Origin of the sequence: Amycolatopsis deserti, assembly GCF_014653945.1 — a bacterium.
GTDB lineage: Bacteria > Actinomycetota > Actinomycetes > Mycobacteriales > Pseudonocardiaceae > Amycolatopsis_E > Amycolatopsis_E deserti.
Genome location: NZ_BNAU01000002.1, coordinates 353,029 through 368,688 on the forward strand (window position 1 = coordinate 353,029; position 15,660 = coordinate 368,688).

14 protein-coding genes are annotated in these 15,660 nt (G+C 67.1%); 3 read left to right on the forward strand and 11 right to left on the reverse strand.

What is annotated here, in order from left to right; translation table 11 throughout:
• Positions 1 to 76 precede the first annotated feature (76 nt).
• The 3 genes from IE290_RS10155 to IE290_RS10165 are packed head-to-tail and all read right to left on the reverse strand — an operon-like array spanning position 77 to position 2,507.
• Positions 77 to 775: a GntR family transcriptional regulator gene (locus IE290_RS10155; RefSeq protein WP_191244289.1), complete on the reverse strand. Its 699-nt coding sequence runs from the start codon at positions 773 to 775 to the stop codon at positions 77 to 79.
• Complete coding sequence (locus IE290_RS10160) at positions 772 to 1,617, reverse strand: SDR family NAD(P)-dependent oxidoreductase (protein WP_191244290.1); 846 nt, start codon at positions 1,615 to 1,617, stop codon at positions 772 to 774. The genes IE290_RS10155 and IE290_RS10160 overlap by 4 nt, the downstream gene beginning before the upstream one ends.
• Positions 1,614 to 2,507 (reverse strand): isocitrate lyase/PEP mutase family protein, encoded by an 894-nt coding sequence (locus IE290_RS10165; protein WP_191244291.1) that lies wholly within the window; start codon positions 2,505 to 2,507, stop codon positions 1,614 to 1,616. Before IE290_RS10165 ends, IE290_RS10160 begins: the two co-directional genes overlap by 4 nt.
• A 278-nt stretch (positions 2,508 to 2,785) precedes the next feature.
• Between IE290_RS10165 and IE290_RS10170 the strand changes: the two genes are divergently transcribed.
• Positions 2,786 to 2,926: a hypothetical protein gene (locus IE290_RS10170; protein WP_191244292.1), complete on the forward strand. Its 141-nt coding sequence runs from the start codon at positions 2,786 to 2,788 to the stop codon at positions 2,924 to 2,926.
• Positions 2,927 to 4,357: 1,431 nt separating this feature from the next.
• On the opposite strand, the gene IE290_RS10175 is transcribed toward IE290_RS10170, so the two are convergent.
• The 8 genes from IE290_RS10175 to IE290_RS10210 form a co-directional block, all read right to left on the reverse strand.
• Positions 4,358 to 6,064 (reverse strand): trypsin-like serine protease, encoded by a 1,707-nt coding sequence (locus IE290_RS10175; RefSeq protein WP_191244293.1) that lies wholly within the window; start codon positions 6,062 to 6,064, stop codon positions 4,358 to 4,360.
• A gap of 23 nt (positions 6,065 to 6,087) precedes the next feature.
• Positions 6,088 to 6,630, reverse strand: a complete 543-nt coding sequence (locus IE290_RS10180) for a hypothetical protein (RefSeq protein WP_191244294.1) — start codon at positions 6,628 to 6,630, stop codon at positions 6,088 to 6,090.
• A 175-nt stretch (positions 6,631 to 6,805) separates the two neighbouring features.
• Positions 6,806 to 7,225 carry a hypothetical protein gene (locus tag IE290_RS10185; protein ID WP_191244295.1) on the reverse strand — a complete coding sequence of 140 codons (420 nt, stop codon included), beginning with the start codon at positions 7,223 to 7,225 and terminating at the stop codon, positions 6,806 to 6,808.
• Positions 7,226 to 7,229: 4 nt separating this feature from the next.
• Positions 7,230 to 10,940 (reverse strand): hypothetical protein, encoded by a 3,711-nt coding sequence (locus IE290_RS10190; protein ID WP_191244296.1) that lies wholly within the window; start codon positions 10,938 to 10,940, stop codon positions 7,230 to 7,232.
• Positions 10,941 to 11,636: 696 nt separating this feature from the next.
• Positions 11,637 to 11,858, reverse strand: a complete 222-nt coding sequence (locus tag IE290_RS10195) for a hypothetical protein (RefSeq protein WP_191244297.1) — start codon at positions 11,856 to 11,858, stop codon at positions 11,637 to 11,639.
• A 143-nt stretch (positions 11,859 to 12,001) separates the two neighbouring features.
• Positions 12,002 to 12,592 carry a hypothetical protein gene (locus IE290_RS10200; RefSeq protein WP_191244298.1) on the reverse strand — a complete coding sequence of 197 codons (591 nt, stop codon included), beginning with the start codon at positions 12,590 to 12,592 and terminating at the stop codon, positions 12,002 to 12,004.
• A gap of 497 nt (positions 12,593 to 13,089) precedes the next feature.
• The gene (locus IE290_RS10205; RefSeq protein ID WP_191244299.1) at positions 13,090 to 13,311 is read right to left on the reverse strand and encodes a hypothetical protein; all 222 of its coding nucleotides are present in this window, start codon (positions 13,309 to 13,311) and stop codon (positions 13,090 to 13,092) included.
• Between the two features lie 231 nt (positions 13,312 to 13,542).
• Entirely contained in the window at positions 13,543 to 14,583 is a 1,041-nt protein-coding gene (locus tag IE290_RS10210) for a hypothetical protein (RefSeq protein WP_191244300.1), read from the reverse strand.
• Positions 14,584 to 14,591: 8 nt separating this feature from the next.
• On the opposite strand from IE290_RS10210, the gene IE290_RS10215 reads away from it, so the two are divergent.
• Together IE290_RS10215 and IE290_RS10220 are read left to right on the forward strand one after the other, a co-directional pair.
• A complete protein-coding gene (locus tag IE290_RS10215) occupies positions 14,592 to 14,858 on the forward strand; it encodes a TetR/AcrR family transcriptional regulator C-terminal ligand-binding domain-containing protein (RefSeq protein ID WP_191244301.1) in 267 nt (88 codons plus the stop codon).
• Between the two features lie 266 nt (positions 14,859 to 15,124).
• The gene (locus IE290_RS10220; RefSeq protein ID WP_191244302.1) at positions 15,125 to 15,568 is read left to right on the forward strand and encodes a hypothetical protein; all 444 of its coding nucleotides are present in this window, start codon (positions 15,125 to 15,127) and stop codon (positions 15,566 to 15,568) included.
• Positions 15,569 to 15,660: the final 92 nt, after the last annotated feature.

The following is a 15,660-nucleotide window of genomic DNA, read 5'->3' on the forward strand; positions in this document are numbered from 1 at the left end:
GTCGAGTACCTTCGATCGTGGTGGTGGGCGTCACGGCTGCGCGTGCCGAGCTGCGGGTTTGCCGGAACGGGCCGCCTCAGGACGGCAGCCGGTTGTCCGCGAAGCTGGTCGTGGTGCGGCCAGGGTTGGCGAGCGAGCTGAGCAACTGCTCGGCCGAATGCGCCATGAGCCGGTCGATGGTGCGCTGGATCAGCGCGGCGTCACGGGAGCGGATCGCGTCCACGATGACCAGGTGGTCCTCGGTGGACATCAGCGGCGCGACGGTCGACTCGCCCATTCCGGAGTGCACGCTGTCCATCTGGCCGACCAAGAGCTCCCAGGAGCGCGCGAGTGTCGTGTTGCCGGATCGGCGGCACAGCTCCCGGTGGAACTCGATGTCGACGCGAATCCGTTTCAGGAAGGGTTCTCGCCTGGCACGGTGCATCGCGTCGACCAGCTCCTCCAGCCGGTCCGCGTGCTCGGCCCAGCGAGGGGACCGGGCGATCGCCATCGCCGCACGTCCTTCGAGCGCGGCGCGGACCTCGTAGACACCGGTGATCTCTTCGGCGCTCAGTTGCCGGACGAACGTGCCGGTCCTCGGCTGGTGCACGACGAGGCCGCGCTCGTGCAGCTCCCGCAGCGCCTCGCGCACCGTGCCGCGGCTGACCGAGAACCGCGCGCTCAAGGCCGTCTCCACCAGCGGCGTGCCCGCCCGGAGGGCTCCGGCGGCGATCTCCGAACGGAGGCTGTCGACGACCTGCTCCCGCAGGGTGCGCCGCTCCAGGATGCCGTTCACGGGACGGCCCTCCTCGTGCCGGGTGCCGGCGTGCCGTTCGCGGCGGCGAAGTACGCGCTGCCGGGATCGACGCTGTAGCCCTTCTCCGCAGACCACCCGCCGTCGACGGTGAGCACGGCTCCGGTGACGAATCCGCTTCCTTCTCCGGTCAGGAAATCAACGGCCGCGGCGACGTCGCCGACGGTGCCGGACGCGCCCAGCGGCACGAGCGCCGAGAGCGCGGACACGAACCCCTCGTCGGCGAAATAGCCTTCCGTCATCGGGGTCCTGATCGTGCCGGGCGCGATCACGTTGACCCTGATGCCGTACCGGGCCAGATCGGTGGACAAGTTCTTCGACAATCCGATGACGCCGTGCTTGCTCGCCGAGTACGCGGGCCGGTTCTTGATGCCGACCAGCCCGGCGACCGAGGCGATGTTCACGATCGCCCTGGGAGCGGTGTCGCCCAGCCGAGCGACACGGACGGCGAACTCCCGGCAGGTGAGGAACGTGCCGGTCAGGTTGACGTCGATGACCTCGCGCCACTGCGCCACCGAGATTCGCACGACATCCACGATCTCACGCACACCTCCGCTGTTCACCAGGATGTGCAAGCCACCGAGCTCCCGTTCGGCGGTGTCGAACGCCGCACTCACCGAGGTTTCCGACCGCAGGTCGCACCCGAGTCCCAGGTGGTGCGTGCCCTCTGCCGAGGGCAGGTTCCGCGCGACCTCGGCCGCCGCGCGCTCGTCCACATCGAGCACCGCCACACGGTCGCCGCGCCCCGCCAGGGATTCCGTGATCGCCCTGCCGATACCGCCGGCACCTCCGGTCACAAGGCAGACGCGCTCGCCGCCGCTCACTGCCGACCCTCCACATCGAACTCGTCGGCGCCGAGGACCCGCTCGTACTCGCCGAGCGGCATCAGCAGTTCGCCGACCTCGCGGGCCGATCCGCGCGTCTTGATCGACCGCAGCACCGCGCGCGCCGCCTGGGCGTAGGCCAGCGTCGTCGACAGGCACATGATCACCATCTTGTACCCAAGCTCGCCCAGTTCACGCGTGCTCCGGACGGTCCACGGCCAGACCTCGAAGGCGTCGAACAGCAGGGGAACGCCGGGCAGCAGTCGCGGCAGGGCCTCAACCTGCTCCGCGGAGGCCACGTCTTCGACCATCACCAGGTCCGCGCCCAGTTCGGCGAACGCTTCCGCCCGGCGGACCGCCTCGTCGAGATCGCCCAGGGCGAGGGCGTCGGTCCGCGCGATGATCAGCATCCCGGGGTCGGTCCGCGCGGCCAGCGCCGCCCGGAGCCGGGCCACCGCGTCGTCGAACGGCACGATCCGCACGCCGCCCATGGCGCCGCACCGCTTGGGCAGGTCCTGGTCCTCGATGTGGATCGCGGCGACGCCGGTGTGCTCGAACTCGGTGACGGTCCGGGCGACCGCGTGGGCGTCACCGTAGCCAGCGTCCGCGTCGGCGACAACCGGTATCCGCAGCGAGCTCGCGACCCAGCGCGCCCGCTGGGTCATTTCGGACAGGCCGGCGAGGCCGACGTCGGGCCGGCCCAGCAGCCCGGCCGACGCGGCGTTGCCGGAGAGGTAGACAGCGTCGAAACCCTCGTCCTGGGCGATCCGAGCGGCGAGCGCGTCGTGGCAGCCAGGCGCCACGACACAGCCCGGCGCCGAAAGCAACTCCCGCATCCGCCGGCGCACCGCCGCGGTACCGGGGTGCGAGCCAGTGAGTGTCGTCGTCATGGACGTAAATTGACCGGCAGCCGGTCCAGCGGTCAACGGTCGATTGTCCGACAATGAGCAACCCGTCGGTAACCATTGGCCGGCCGGGCGGGCGAGCGCACGAGGTCCGGTGGCGGCGCCCTCGTCGCCGGGGAACCGCTTATCCTTCGATGTGATCCCACGCGCGGTCGGCACCCCGCTCGATCCCCGCTGGACCATCACTCCCGCCGACGGACTAGACAGGTACCCGCACGTTTGTCTCGCTGCTCGGCGGCAGCGACTTCAAGGAGACGGTCCTGATGGACGTCGCCGGGGGCGGCAATCAGCGGATCGCGCAGGTGGCCAGCCGTGGTCTGCTCGACGAGCGCCGCCTCGTCTGTCTGACCGAGACCAACGGCACCGCTGAGGCCGACATCGAAGACGTCCTCGACGTCAACTGATACGTGAAGCTACTCGCCGCCTCACTGATCGACCTGCCCGCGCCTCGTCACGTCCCTCGCCTCCCCGACGCCGCCCGGATGAGCGGCCAATGGCTCCTCCACGGCGGCGGCCTCCTGCGCTGCCCCTTCCGGAAACGACGAGCGACCAAACCATGCGACGGCGCTCGTCCTGTCCATGAACCTGTCCATGAACCCAGGCCCACGCCTGCCACGGACGCGCCAAATACGCACCTGGGGCCAGTCCTGCCTGCAGGATCTCCTCCTGCAGGGTGATTTCGGACTCTCATCCCTTGGCCGCGGGTTCGAGCCCCGCCCGGCCCACCGGTTCTGGCCAGGGACTGTTGTTGCTCGCTTGATCATTTTCCGGCGGGTCGTCCTGACTCTGTCCAGCCCCACGCGGAGCGACATTCGACTTGCTCGCACTACTCAGCGGGCAGCGCAGCAACCGTGCCGTGCCACGCAGGTTCGAGTCCTGGGCGGGGCCAACAAAAGGGTGGGACCTGGGTTGACCAGCATAAACACGCGGGAACGCTCGTCATTGAAGAAGTCATGCCGCTCCCATGAACGATCCTGGCGGAACCGCGGCTAAGTTTGGACGCGTCATGGCTCACGACCACTTAGGTGTGAACTACGTCCGTGATATCGCGCTGACCTGCGGGAATTCGACTACTGCAGGTCAGTGCGCGGCATTCAGGTCCGTTGGGCCTCGTTCCGGACCGTTCAGCCCGCAGTCCTGCTCCCAGCTTGCTCCCCACGGTGCTCCCCGCAAGCTTCGAACCACACGACCAGATCGCCGCCGAGACAGGGGAGACACTCACGTTGCCTCGCCGCGGCCTCGACCACAACAGGCAGGCGTCGGAACCAGCCAGCTACGCAACCGCTACCGCCTCCGCCCCCAACACCTCGGCCGCAACACCAGAAGATCCGGCCACCCGAGCCTGCAGTTACAGCCGGTCGGCTCGCGTGGACAGACGAGCTGGACAGAACATGCGACCCGCGACCCCTTGACCCCCAGCGTGGTACACTCAAGCCGCTGACCTGCACAAATAGAGAACCCCCTGCCCAGGATGGTGTCATTGGGACACGTTGAGGATGATCCAGGCCAGCACTCGAAGACACGGCGCTCCAGTTTCGCTCCTGCTCGGCCGCCCCCTCTTTTTTTCGACCGCGGGGAAGCTCGACCCTCACACTGCCAATGTGGTGCGCTACCCTCTCTGACCTGCGGCTTTCGAGAATCCCCTGGTCAACTGGGGCAGTCTGGGGCAGTTCGCGCTGTTCTCTGCGGTTGGCTCCCGTCGCTGACGGCGCCCTGCCCCAGCTTTGCCCCAGGGCACCCTTGAGCGAGCGGGGCCCGCTGGATTGTCGCGTGGTCCCCGCACGGCATGGGGCTGGTGCCCCGGGGTCTCGGAACACCAGCCCTGTTTCATGTCGTTAGGTGTAGATCACTTGGGTGGTGTTGTTGACGCTGGCCCAGGTGATGTAGCCGTGCTGGAAGTCGCTGCGACGACCGCCAGGGATGCTGTATTCGTCGCTGCTGGGGTAGCCGAGACGGCTTCGTTCCCAGCCGAGGGATGCCCAGGTGTCGCGGATGGTCCCGGCAACCGCGTGCGGGCCCGTGGCGGGACTCCAGTAGATGGATGTGTGGTTGGTGAAGTGGTTGTAGCGGCCGACGCCGTCGGGCGGGGTGGTTTCGTCGGTGGTGGGGTAACCGGGGCCGGTTTCCCAGCCGAGTTCCGCCCATTTGGTGCGGATGCCGCCCTGGATTTCGTGTGCGCCGGAGCTGGGTGACCAGTAGATGGAGGCTCCGTCGGGGTGGTTGAAGTGGTTGTAGCGGCCGATGCCGTCGGGGGTGGCGGTCTCGTCGATGGTGGGATAGCCGATGGTCGGCGCACCGCCGAGTTGGAGCCACTTGGTGCGGATCTGGCCTTGGATTTCGCTGGCCGGTGTGTTGGGTGACCAGTAGATGGAGGCCCCGTCGGGGAGGCTGAAGTCGTTGTAGCGCCCGACGCCGTCCGGGGTGGCGGTTTCGTCGGTGGTGGGGTAGCCCAGTCCGGTTTCCCAGCCGAGTGCGGCCCATTTGTCGCGGATGGCGCCTTGAATTTCGTGCGCTCCCGTGGTGGGGGTCCAGTAGATGGAGGCGCCGGACGTCAGGTTGAAGTGGTTGTAGCGGCCAACGCCGTCGGGTGTGATGTTCTCGTCGGTGGTGGGGAAACCGAGCGCGGCGGGTCCGCCGAGTTCGAGGTAGTCCGTGAGGATCGGTCCCTGCACGTAGTGCGCGCCTGTCGCGGTCGAGTAGTAGATCGCGCCGTGTTCGTAGTTCTGCCCCATGCCGCCAGCCACCGTGTATTCGTCGCCGACTGCGGCGCCGAGGGCCGAGCTTGCCCCGCCGAGCCCGAGGTATCGGGCAACGATTGCCGAGGTCATCTGCGCGACGAGTGTGTCGTGCAGGTCGTCGACGCGGGTTTCGGTGGCGCCGGTCCGCGTCTCGGTTTCGCCAAGGCAGCCACCTTGCCACGAGGTGTGGTTCAGGCCGACCAGCTCCCGCTGACCGCCGGCGTCGCGGTAGGCGGGGCCACCCGAATCACCTTTACATGTTGTGGGACCGACGGAACTGGTTGCCGTGAACGTCGTCGTGCCGGCGGCCTCAACGGCGACGGTGGCTGTGTGGGGCTGGTTGGGGACCCACTCCGTCGCCGTCCGGCCGTACCCCGCCAGCTGTAGCGTTTCCCCTGCTTGCGGAGCGGTGGTAGCGATCGGTATCGGATCGATGTCCGTGACGGGCTGGGCCAGGCGAGCGAGCACGAGCGGGCGCCCCGCCTGTGGGAGCACGGAGGCTATGTCAACGACGTGTCCGCTGGTGCCGGACAGGTTGGTGCGGCCGATGATCGCGGTGGTGGCGTGCGCGGGAGCACCGGCCCCGGTTGTGTCGGGGAAACAAGCGCTGGAGGTGAGTACCCATTGCGGTGCGGTCAGCACACCGCTGCAGGCTCCGGACGAGCTGGTGACCTTGACGAGAAACGGGTAGGCGGTGGTCGAGCCGCCAGCGGCGTTCGCTGCTGGCGCGGCCAGTAGTACTCCGGCCATCAACGGCGCCAGCGCCGCGCCAAGGCGGAGCCGTCTTCGAGAAAACGTGCGCATGAGAACTCCAAACGTGCTGTCGGTCAGGTGGTGGCGTCGAGGCTGAGCAAGGTGGTGGGTTCGTTGTTCGGGCTCGCCCCAATACCGACCGGGGTACTGCCGCTGGGGTTGACGTTGACCGTGGTGTGATCCCCGTCGTCCGTGGTGAGCTCTGCCTTGACCTTGTGGCCGGCTCCGGAAGTCCGGCCGTCACCGCGAATCTCGTACACCGCGGGCACCATCAGGTCGAGGTGCCCCGGTACGCCCAGGATCTTAAAACAAATCAGCCCAGCTCCGTCGGCGCCGATCGTCTCGCTCGTGCGGACCTGCAACACGCCGACACCGTTCTCCACGGGCGTTCCGCAGTCCGCGAAGACGATGTGCCCGTCGCCGGAGATCAAAGTCACGCCGTACTGGGCTTCGATGGCGTCTGCCCCGGGATACGAAAAGTCTTCGACCAAGGGTGACGGCGCGTCAGCCTGAACAGCGGGCGCCGGGTTCGCGGACGCAGTCCAAAACCCGACGGATACCGCGACGCACAATGCAGCAGCAAGAGCCGGGAGCACGCCTCGTTTGCGTAATTTCACTCGATCCCCTCCGTTGACTTCGAACTTCAGCTCGCGCCAATCCGAACTGCTGAAGATAATTCTGAATCAATTTCTTGACATTTAACACCCACCAAACCAACGGTTTAGCGTGGCCGCAACCAGTCGAGACCGACCATTTTCGATTGTCGGATCACACAACTTCTCAACAGACCGTTCACTGGCGCAAAGGCGAGTCTCCGCCGAGGTACGGCTGCAGTTCTGGCCGACCTTCCGAGCGTCGCTGACCGTTGATTGCTTCCACCATTGTGGCCGTTTTTTGGACGAGTTCTTCGATAATCTCCGGCGTATTGTGCAGGTCGTTTTCGGGCGTCCACTCTTCACGTGCCGCCTTCAGCAGCGGACCAAGGATGACCGCGAGCACCTGAGCCACTTGCGACTCGGTGAACACTGTGAGCGGAATGTAGCTGTACCGGTCTTCGGCGAATTGCCGCAGGCTCGTCTTCAGTTCACCGTCGGTGACCCGCCTGCTGATCTCCCTGAGAACCCATACCGCAACGCCGGAGGAGGCATTCCAGATCACGTCGTGCTGCGTCTCGTCTTCGCGCCCGCTACCGATGATGAGGTCGTAGGACATTTTTTCACTCCAGGATGAACACGCGAGGTTGGAAGGGCTCAATATACTCCCGCACCTTCAGCGCTTGTTCCGCTGTCAGCCCGTCCAGCCAGACGGGGATGAAGTCCGCCTTGCCGAGGTGCCCCTGGATAGCGTTTTGTATGTTGCCCGCCGCCCACTGCGCATCGAAGAACGCGGTATTTATCGGGCCGATCAGGTCGTAGGTGGTGCCGCTTCCTAAAGCCACCCAGTCGGGCCCCTTGCCTGCAGGCCAACGGATCAGTTGAACACCAAGCAACTCTTCAAGCTTGACAGCCGCTTCCATCTCTTGCTGTCGGAACTCCCATCCCCGGGCTGGATCCATCCCCAATCGTCGGATGCGTTCCGCTTCCTCGGCTGCCGCTTGCAGCTGGGCTTCCCTGGATATTGCGGAGGCGATGGCGCGGGATTCGGTTGTGGCGTGCTCCAAGACACCGGTGACCTGAGTGGCCACCGTACCGCTGGCAGCTCCACCCCGGACCGCGCCGACCGCTAGTTCGGTCCATGTCAGGAAAGCCGTGCCTTCAGGCATCGTTGACAGTGCGACGGCACCGCAGATCGCCGACGTGGCGCATCCCAATGCTCCGAAGTATGCGCCGAGGCCGATGTAGGTCGCGCTGGCGAGGTTGGTGATCGCCTGTGCGAGGTCGAGGATCCGGTAGGTGGTGAAGTCCGGGTTGAGTACGTCGTGCAGGCAGTTCTGGTAGCCGGGGCTGCCCTGGTCGTACATCATGTCGCAGATTTGCGACCGGCTGAGCGCGAACTCGACCGGGTTGACCGCGATCTGCCCCGACGCATAGACGCAGTCCTTGAAGGCCAGCGACCCGCTGGGGTATTTGCTGCACGTGTTCGCGAGCTGGAACGCCAGCGCTGTCCGTTCGTCGTTGGCCTTCTGCGTCGCCGTGGCCAGGGCGGTTTCGGCGGCTTCCAGTGCGGCTTGAGCGTCCTGCCCCGCCGCGATGGCGGAGTTGTAGGCGTTGCGCTTGGCCGCGTACGCGCCGGCAGCGTAGTTCGAGGCCTGTTTCGCGGACGATTGCGCCCACGCGGCGGACCGTGTGGCCTGGTAGGACGAGTCGCGTGCGGTTGCGGCCGCCTGGCGGGCGGTGGCCGCGAACGCGGCTGCGTCCCGGGCCGATTGTTCGGCCGCCAGTGCCGAGTTGTGCGCCTGCGCGGCGAAGTTCGCCGCCTGTGTGGCCGAGTCCTGTGCCTGTTGCGCGTACCCCGCCGCGTCCTGCGCCGCGCCGCGCGCGGTTGCGGCGGCGACCTGTGCTTCGGCAGCGTTCTGCGCCGCAAGCGCGGCCTGCTGCGCGGCCTGCATCACGAGGCCCGCGACCTCGGCTTCGTGCGTCGCGGCCTCCTGGTCGTGCCGGGCCGCGATGTATCGGCCCGAGTCCAGGAACTGCCGCAACGCGGTCGGTGGCCCGTCGAGCGCTGCCTGCGCGGTGGCCTTGACTTCCGGCCCGCTGGCATCTGCGGCCAGGATCTGGTTCACCTTGATCCTGTCATCGGTCCTGGCCGAGGTGTACTGCGTCGTGTCCAGGAAGGTGCGGTAAGCCGCGTCGGTGCCGGTATCCAGCGCGCGCTGCGCCGCCGACTGCGTGACCGTTCGGCCTTCCTGCTGAGCAGTGGCGAGGATCTGGTTCACCGCGACTCGGTCTTCGGTAGCACGCTCCGGGTACTGGGGGTTGGACAGGAACGCCCGCACGTCCGCGTCGGTTCCGGCGAGCGCGGCGTCCGCGGCGGCGCGCATCGCGTCACTGCCGGTCTTTGCCAGGTTCGTCAGGGTTTCCCGGTCGTCCAGGCCAGCGGCATGGTCGAGTCCGTGGAGCACGTAGTCAGCCATTTCGATGTCCGAACCGGACAGCGCGGTGATCGCGGCTTGTTTGCCCCACGGCCCCGCCCTCGTGGCCAATCGCAGCGCGACCCGGCGGCCGTTGGCGATGACCAGTGCCGGGTCGGCGCCGGGTGCTTGCGCCGCCGCGAGCAGCTGTTTGGTCTCAGCGTCCCGGTTCGCTTCCTGCGTCGCTGCCCAGTTGGCGCTGGCCTGCTGCTGAGCGACCGCCGCTGCCGCAGCCTGGGCGGCCGCGTCGAGCTCTTCGGCGTCCACCGCGATGCGATCGGCGTCCGCCTGGCGCGCGGCGTCATAGACGCGGCCGGCTTGCGCGGCAGCGTCGGTCGCGATATTGGCCGCGGCCGTGGCGGCATTGGCGTGCTGGGTCGCCAATTGCGCGGCTTCAGCCGCGTTGCCCGCGTGTTCTGCTGCCGCATCGGCTGCCGCAGCGGCGGCCTGCGCGTCCTGTGCCGCACGGTTGGCCGCGTCGCGCGACCGGTAGGCAGCGTCGGCAGCTTCCCGGGCGAACGCTGTCGCCGCGTCGGCCGCCCGCGTTGCCCTCGCGGCCTGCGCGCGGGCCGTGGCGGCTGCCGCCCGCGCTTTGGATGCGTCTGCACCTGCCGCCGCGGCATATCCGGCCGACTCGTCGGCCGCGGTCGCGGCAGCGGCCGCGTGATCACTCGCACTGCGGGCCGCTCCTGCGGCGATTCCCGCCTGGTTCGCCGCATCGCCGGCGGCCTGCGCGGCCGCAGCTGAGGTCTGCGCGGACGCCGCGACGTCTCGCGCTGCCTGTGCTGCCACTCGGGCCTCCGACGCCTTGGTCGCATCTCCCGCCGCAGCCGCAGCAGCAGAGTACGCCCGGGTAGCGGCCTGGCTGGCCATCGCCGCCGCCGTGGCCGCGCGCGACGCGGCCGTGGCCGCGGTTCGCGCGGCAGCGCTGGCGGCGTTTGACGCCGTGATCGCTTCACGGGCAGCGTCAGCGGCGCGGTTCGCCGCATCAGCGGCGTGCGCTGCCGCGTCCGCCGCTTGCTGCGCGTTGCCCTGCGCGCTCTGCGTCGCACGCGCCGCCTCTTCGGCGGCGTCGCGCGCCAGCTGCGCTTCGGTAACAGCGCGGTCCGCTGCGTCCCTGGACTGTTGTGTCTCGCGGGCGGCTTCCTCGCTCGCGTCCTTGGCGATCCCGGCCAGCTGGGCGATCGTGGCAGTCTCCTGGTCGCGGGCCTGTGCGATCGCCAGTTCTGAGTCGAGGAACAGGGTGAGCGCGTCGACACTGCCGTCGTCCAGCGCGCTTTGCGCGGCTCGCTGCACCTCAGGGCCACCACTGGCCAGCGCCTGGTTCACCCGGATGCGCAGATCGTGTTGGAACGGCGTCTGCCAGCCTGTGTTCAGAAACAGCTCGAGCGCCTCCACGGTGTTCGCGTCCAGCGCGGATTGTGCCGCCTGCGCCAGCTCCGGCCCGGCAGCGGCGAGCATCTGATCGACCCGGATCCGCAAGTCGTTGGCCGACGCGTTCTGCCAGCCACTCTCCAGAAAGGTGCGGATCGCCGCCGAGTCCGTCGAATCCAGGGCCTGCTGAGCTGCTGTCTGCGTCGCGACGCCACCACCCGTAAGCATCTGGTTGACGGTGATTCTGTCGTCGATCGCCGCTGGTTGAGCAACGCCTCTGGCCAAGAAGGCAGCCACATCGGCGTCCGAGCCGAGCAAGGCCTGCTCCGCGGCCTGTTTGAGCGTCGGACCGGCCGTGAGCCAGATATCGACAAGTCTTGCGCGTTCAGACAACGGCGCCGTACCTGCCACCGTTTCTCCCTGCGCCGAAACCGGAATCGTGAGCAGCTGCAAAACAACGGTCACGACGACCGCGAGCAGCATGACTGCACGCGAGCGAAATCTAACGCACGACGAATTCACGGCAGATCCCCCAGAGAATCAGTAGGCAACGCCGAAGCGACGCAACAGGATGTTTTCTAACACAAACTATCTAATGCCCGGAACACCATGGAGCCATCTTGACTCGAACAGAGCAACACGGTCCACCATCCGCCTAACAGATGAGCGTTGCCAGCAGGAAGAAACTTTCCCACCGCTCAGCGTAGCTAGTAACAGGACAAAAGGGACTACGCGTTCTCCTGCCGCGGACTCTGGCAGAGGATGTGGCGGTTGGTGAATGGTTGTAGCGCCCGCTACTGTAGGGCGGGGATGATTCGCGGTGGTAGGTTAGACAGGGGCGTCAGCTGAGTAGTAGATCGCGCCGTGTTAGTAGTTCTGTCCCATGCCACCAACCGCGCTGGTTGACTGCGCCGAGCAACGAAGCCGAAACCCCCGCGATAATTCTCCTTATCGCGGTCTCGGGCGCGCTTCGCATCCTTGTCAAGCAGCCCTGCCTCCCGCACCGGCGGGACGGCTGGCAGGGTAGCAGTTGCGGTGCGGCTCACGCCGGACGTTACACAGGGTGCAGCGGTCCCGTAGCGTCGCGATCGCCCGAGCCTCGAGTTGCACCGCCGTCGGCTGGTCCGCTATCACGGCCCAGGCAAGTTCAAGGGAGGCGTGCCCGATCGCGACGCTGGCTCACTGTTTGCCGGTCTGGACCTGTCCGGCCTCGAGCGCGGCGAGTCGGGCGCAGGCCCATACTGGGTTGGCCAGGGCGCGGTTGAACGCGGCCTCGCCGAGCCCGCTCACGGCACCCTTGCCCGAGGCGTAGACCGCGAGCCGGCCGCGGATGCCTCTGCCGCTGCGTTCACCGGCCATGCCGGCGTAGACGATGGTGCCGTGGGAGCGCGCCAGATACACGCCCGGTTCCCGGGGAGGCCTGGGTGACGACCTGGTCGAAAGCCAGCCGCGGAGATCAATGCCGCCAGGGCAGCAAAGTCGGATGGCAGATGTGATGCCGGTGGCGTGGTCGCGACCGGGTTGTCATCGGTGCCGGGCACGGGCTACCGCAGGTCGTACTGGATGTCCACGCCGGCGCCCGGGCCGCCGTTGCTGTTGAGGGTGAGCCAGCCGTGGTCGTAGACGTCGGCGAGGTCGAACTCGTAAGCGAACTCGTAGATCTTGTTCGTGCCGAAGATCTCGGGGCGGTTACCGAATTCGTGGCCGCTGCCCGGTGACTTGGCCTCGCCACTGTCGGGATCGGTGACATAGACGACCGGGGTCAGCGCGAGCGACAGTTCCTGGGCCAGCGCGGCGTCGGAGCGGGTCTGGACGCGGAAGGTCACGACCATCACCTGCTGGCCACCATACTGGGACCTCTGCTTCGCGATCTCGGTGACGACGAACTCAGGATCGGCGGACGTGGCCGTGGGGCCGCGCCAGTAGATCACGTCACCGACCTTCTTGATGATGTTGCCGCGCGGGCCAGTTGAGCGCGGCGGGCTAGGAGTAGTGCTGGAGAACATCGACTGGAAACTGGGCGTGGTGGTCGCGCTGGCCGGAGTGGAGGCGGCACTGGTGGCCTGGCCGGCATCGCTGCCGCAGCCGCCCAGTAACACCAGCCCGGCCGCGCTGGCCGCGGCCAGCATCCCCATCCGGTGTCCGGTGCTGGAGTGGTGGCGTGTCATCGGTCCCCTCGAGGTTGTCCTGGAGAATGTCGATCACACTGCCCTGCCCGTTACCCGCGTTCTTGATCCGTTATCGGCCGCGGGTGGTGTGAGCGCCGCCAGTGGACCCCAGGGCGTCAAGTGGTACCGACCTGACAACTACCCGTTGGACCCCATCGACGGAGTCCACTCAATTGGCCCAGCCCTACGGCTCGCTCGTCCGTCCGCGCCCGAAGTACTAAGTGCTCGCGCTGTCTACTCACCTGCATGACTCGGTTCACGGCTTCCGACCTGCGGTTTGCTGCCGTTGAGGCGCGTTGAGCACACTTGGCAGAGCCCTATGTGTGAACTATTTACGCGATACCGCGCTGACCTGCGGAATTGCCACTGCTGGTCAGCGCGGTTCGTTCAGAGCAGTTGCGGGGCGTGGGGAACCGTCCGGCCCAGAGCCGCCTGCTCTGCGATCGCTGCCTGCTCACGCTTCATCAGCAGGTCCTGGATCGAAATTTGCTGCCCATGGTCGCCCAGATGAAGATGTGCCGTTCGCGCGCTCCGTCATGTGCAAGCAGCTTGCTGAGCTTGCGCGGGTGCCTGTCCAAAACATCGTGGACCCAGTCGGCGAGCGGGACCGTTTCGATGAACCCTGACCACCCTTCGGCGAGAAGGTGCACTGTTCCTGGAGGCGCGTGGTCGACGACGTAGGCCATCCGCACACCGAGCGCCGCCGCTCGATTCACCAGCTTCCATGGCGCGAAGCAGGTCCGGCAGTTCAGCCCTCACACGGCGAAGATCGGCTCCGCGTCCGAACACTACGTTCGAGCCCCTGCGCGAGACCGCCGACCGGGAAACTTCAGGAGTGGTCCGGACGATCAAGGGGAGGTAAGCAGGTGGACAGGACCTGGCCTCATCGTCCGTGTCGATGAGGTCGAGTTTTGCCTTCAACGCGTGCTCGGCGGTATTGCGGGGCGTTCGGCTGGGGTGGTGTCGATGAAGACAGGGGTCGACGAAACGGGGATTCGAAGCTTTCCGTCGTGGGTTTCCGTGGGCACGCTGACGCAGAGGGCGTCCACCGCGTGCGCGCTGGGGTATGGCCATTCCCAGGTGAGTTCGATCGAGGGCAGGTCTTCCCGGTCCGCACCATCGTGTCGTTGCCAGGCGATCAGCAGTGGTGTGCGGTTGGTTCGCCGGATCTCGAACAAGTACAGGTCCGGGTGGTTGGGCACGGTGATCCGGTCAACTCGTTCGACCTTGTCGAGGTGACGTGTCAACAGTTCGAACGTGTCGGCGGCCGGGTATCGGTGGCTGACGGTGTCGTCGCTGTAGTCCATCAGTTTGAGTTTGTCGAACATCAGTATCGGGGCGATGCGGAGGGCACGGTCCAGTTTCCACTCGGGGCCCATCGCGTAGTAGAGGTTGCGCCGCACGCCCGCCGACAAGGCCAGTACGGTTCGGACGACCAGATCTCGGCAGGCGATCCGATGACGCTTGTCGTCGAGTTCGGTCGGCCATCCGGCCATGAACATCTGCAGGGTCGGTGGCAGCTCGTCCATGCGTTCGTAGAGGGCGATCACCGCGGGGTCTTCGGCGGCCTGCATGTCCTCGATCGTGTCGGGCATGCGCACCTCACCGAGGAACTGCTTCTGGTGCGCTGCGAGCACCTCGGCCAGGTACGGATGGTTGTCGGGGAAGTCTGTCGGCAGGGGGCCGCTGTGTTCGCTGGCGACGACGGGTTGCCGGCACCCGTGCGCGGCCAGCTGAGCGTGGCATGTCCGCACCAGAGCCGGGACCTCGTAGGCGTCACCGTAGGGGTGGATGTCGAAGATGTCGAAATATTCGGGCCCGTCGCGCAACACCTGACCGAAGAAACTCGCCCACGTCTGCGCTCCAGCCGGGCCGTCGCCGAGCATCGCTCCTGGCACCGCCCCACCGAGCACCACCAGGGCGGCGGGGTCGGCGGCCTTGACCGCGGCATGGAACACACGATCAAATGCTCGATGCCAGCCTCACCCGTTGGCTGACCGTACTGGGCCGGGCGGTCGCTCGCGGGCAAGCCCGCCCCGAAGCACTCTCGCCCCCCATCGCCACCGTCGCCGTCGACCTGCTTCGCCACGAGTACCTCATCCGCGGCGCCGCCACCATCGCCGACCACACCATCACCGAGATCGTTGACACGATCTACCTCCCCCTCGTGCAGACCCACAGCGACACCGACAAACCGAAAACTCGACGAGAAAGCGCAGACGCGGAGGAATAGAGCACCCCTGGAACAAGTCCCCCNNNNCACCCCCCCCCCCCCCCCCCCCCCCCCCGCCCAGTCAACGGACCCGACAACGGCGACCAAGGGTTCGACTGCTCGGGACAGACCAAAGCCGCATCTCCCACGTCGCGCTCTACCTCGGCCGGCGCCACGCGACCCTTAAATAGGTGGAATTGCATTTGATGCAAAATTGAACAAATGGACCCCGCCGCCACAATCTCCTCTGCGGGCCGATCGCGACCTTCAGTCTGGCACTCGCCGTCGTGGGCGCCTGGATCAGTTACATCGGCGCCGAGATCTGCGATCCGGTCGAGCTGAAGAACCCGTTCTGCCTGCGGCCGGTTCAGCTGGGTGGTTGGGACCTCCTGCCACCGGGACTGGGCATCGTCGCCAGCCTTCGAGCCGGATGGTTGCCCGCGCTGATCGCCGTCGTCGTCGCCATCGGAATGCGGATCGGGACCGATCGGCTGGTGCGGCGGCTCGATCCGCCGACGGCGGATACCTGGCCATTGGCCAAGCTCATCGGGCTGGTAGCGGTCCTGTCCGTCCTGGTCGTCACGGCGTCGTCGGCCTCGACGCTGTACCTGGTCGCCGTGATCGGCTACTACGGCGTCTGCCTTCCAGCGACCGCGCGATTCGTCCAGCAGGCCCCCGCGGTCCAGCCCGACACCCTCCGCCGCGTCAAAGACCTGGTCGAACGGCGTTGACCTGCTGACTGCGCAAGCATCCCTGATTCAGGGCCGACCTCGTCGAAGCACAGCCGCGGGGCGGGTACCGCGTCGTAGCGCTACCCGCCCCG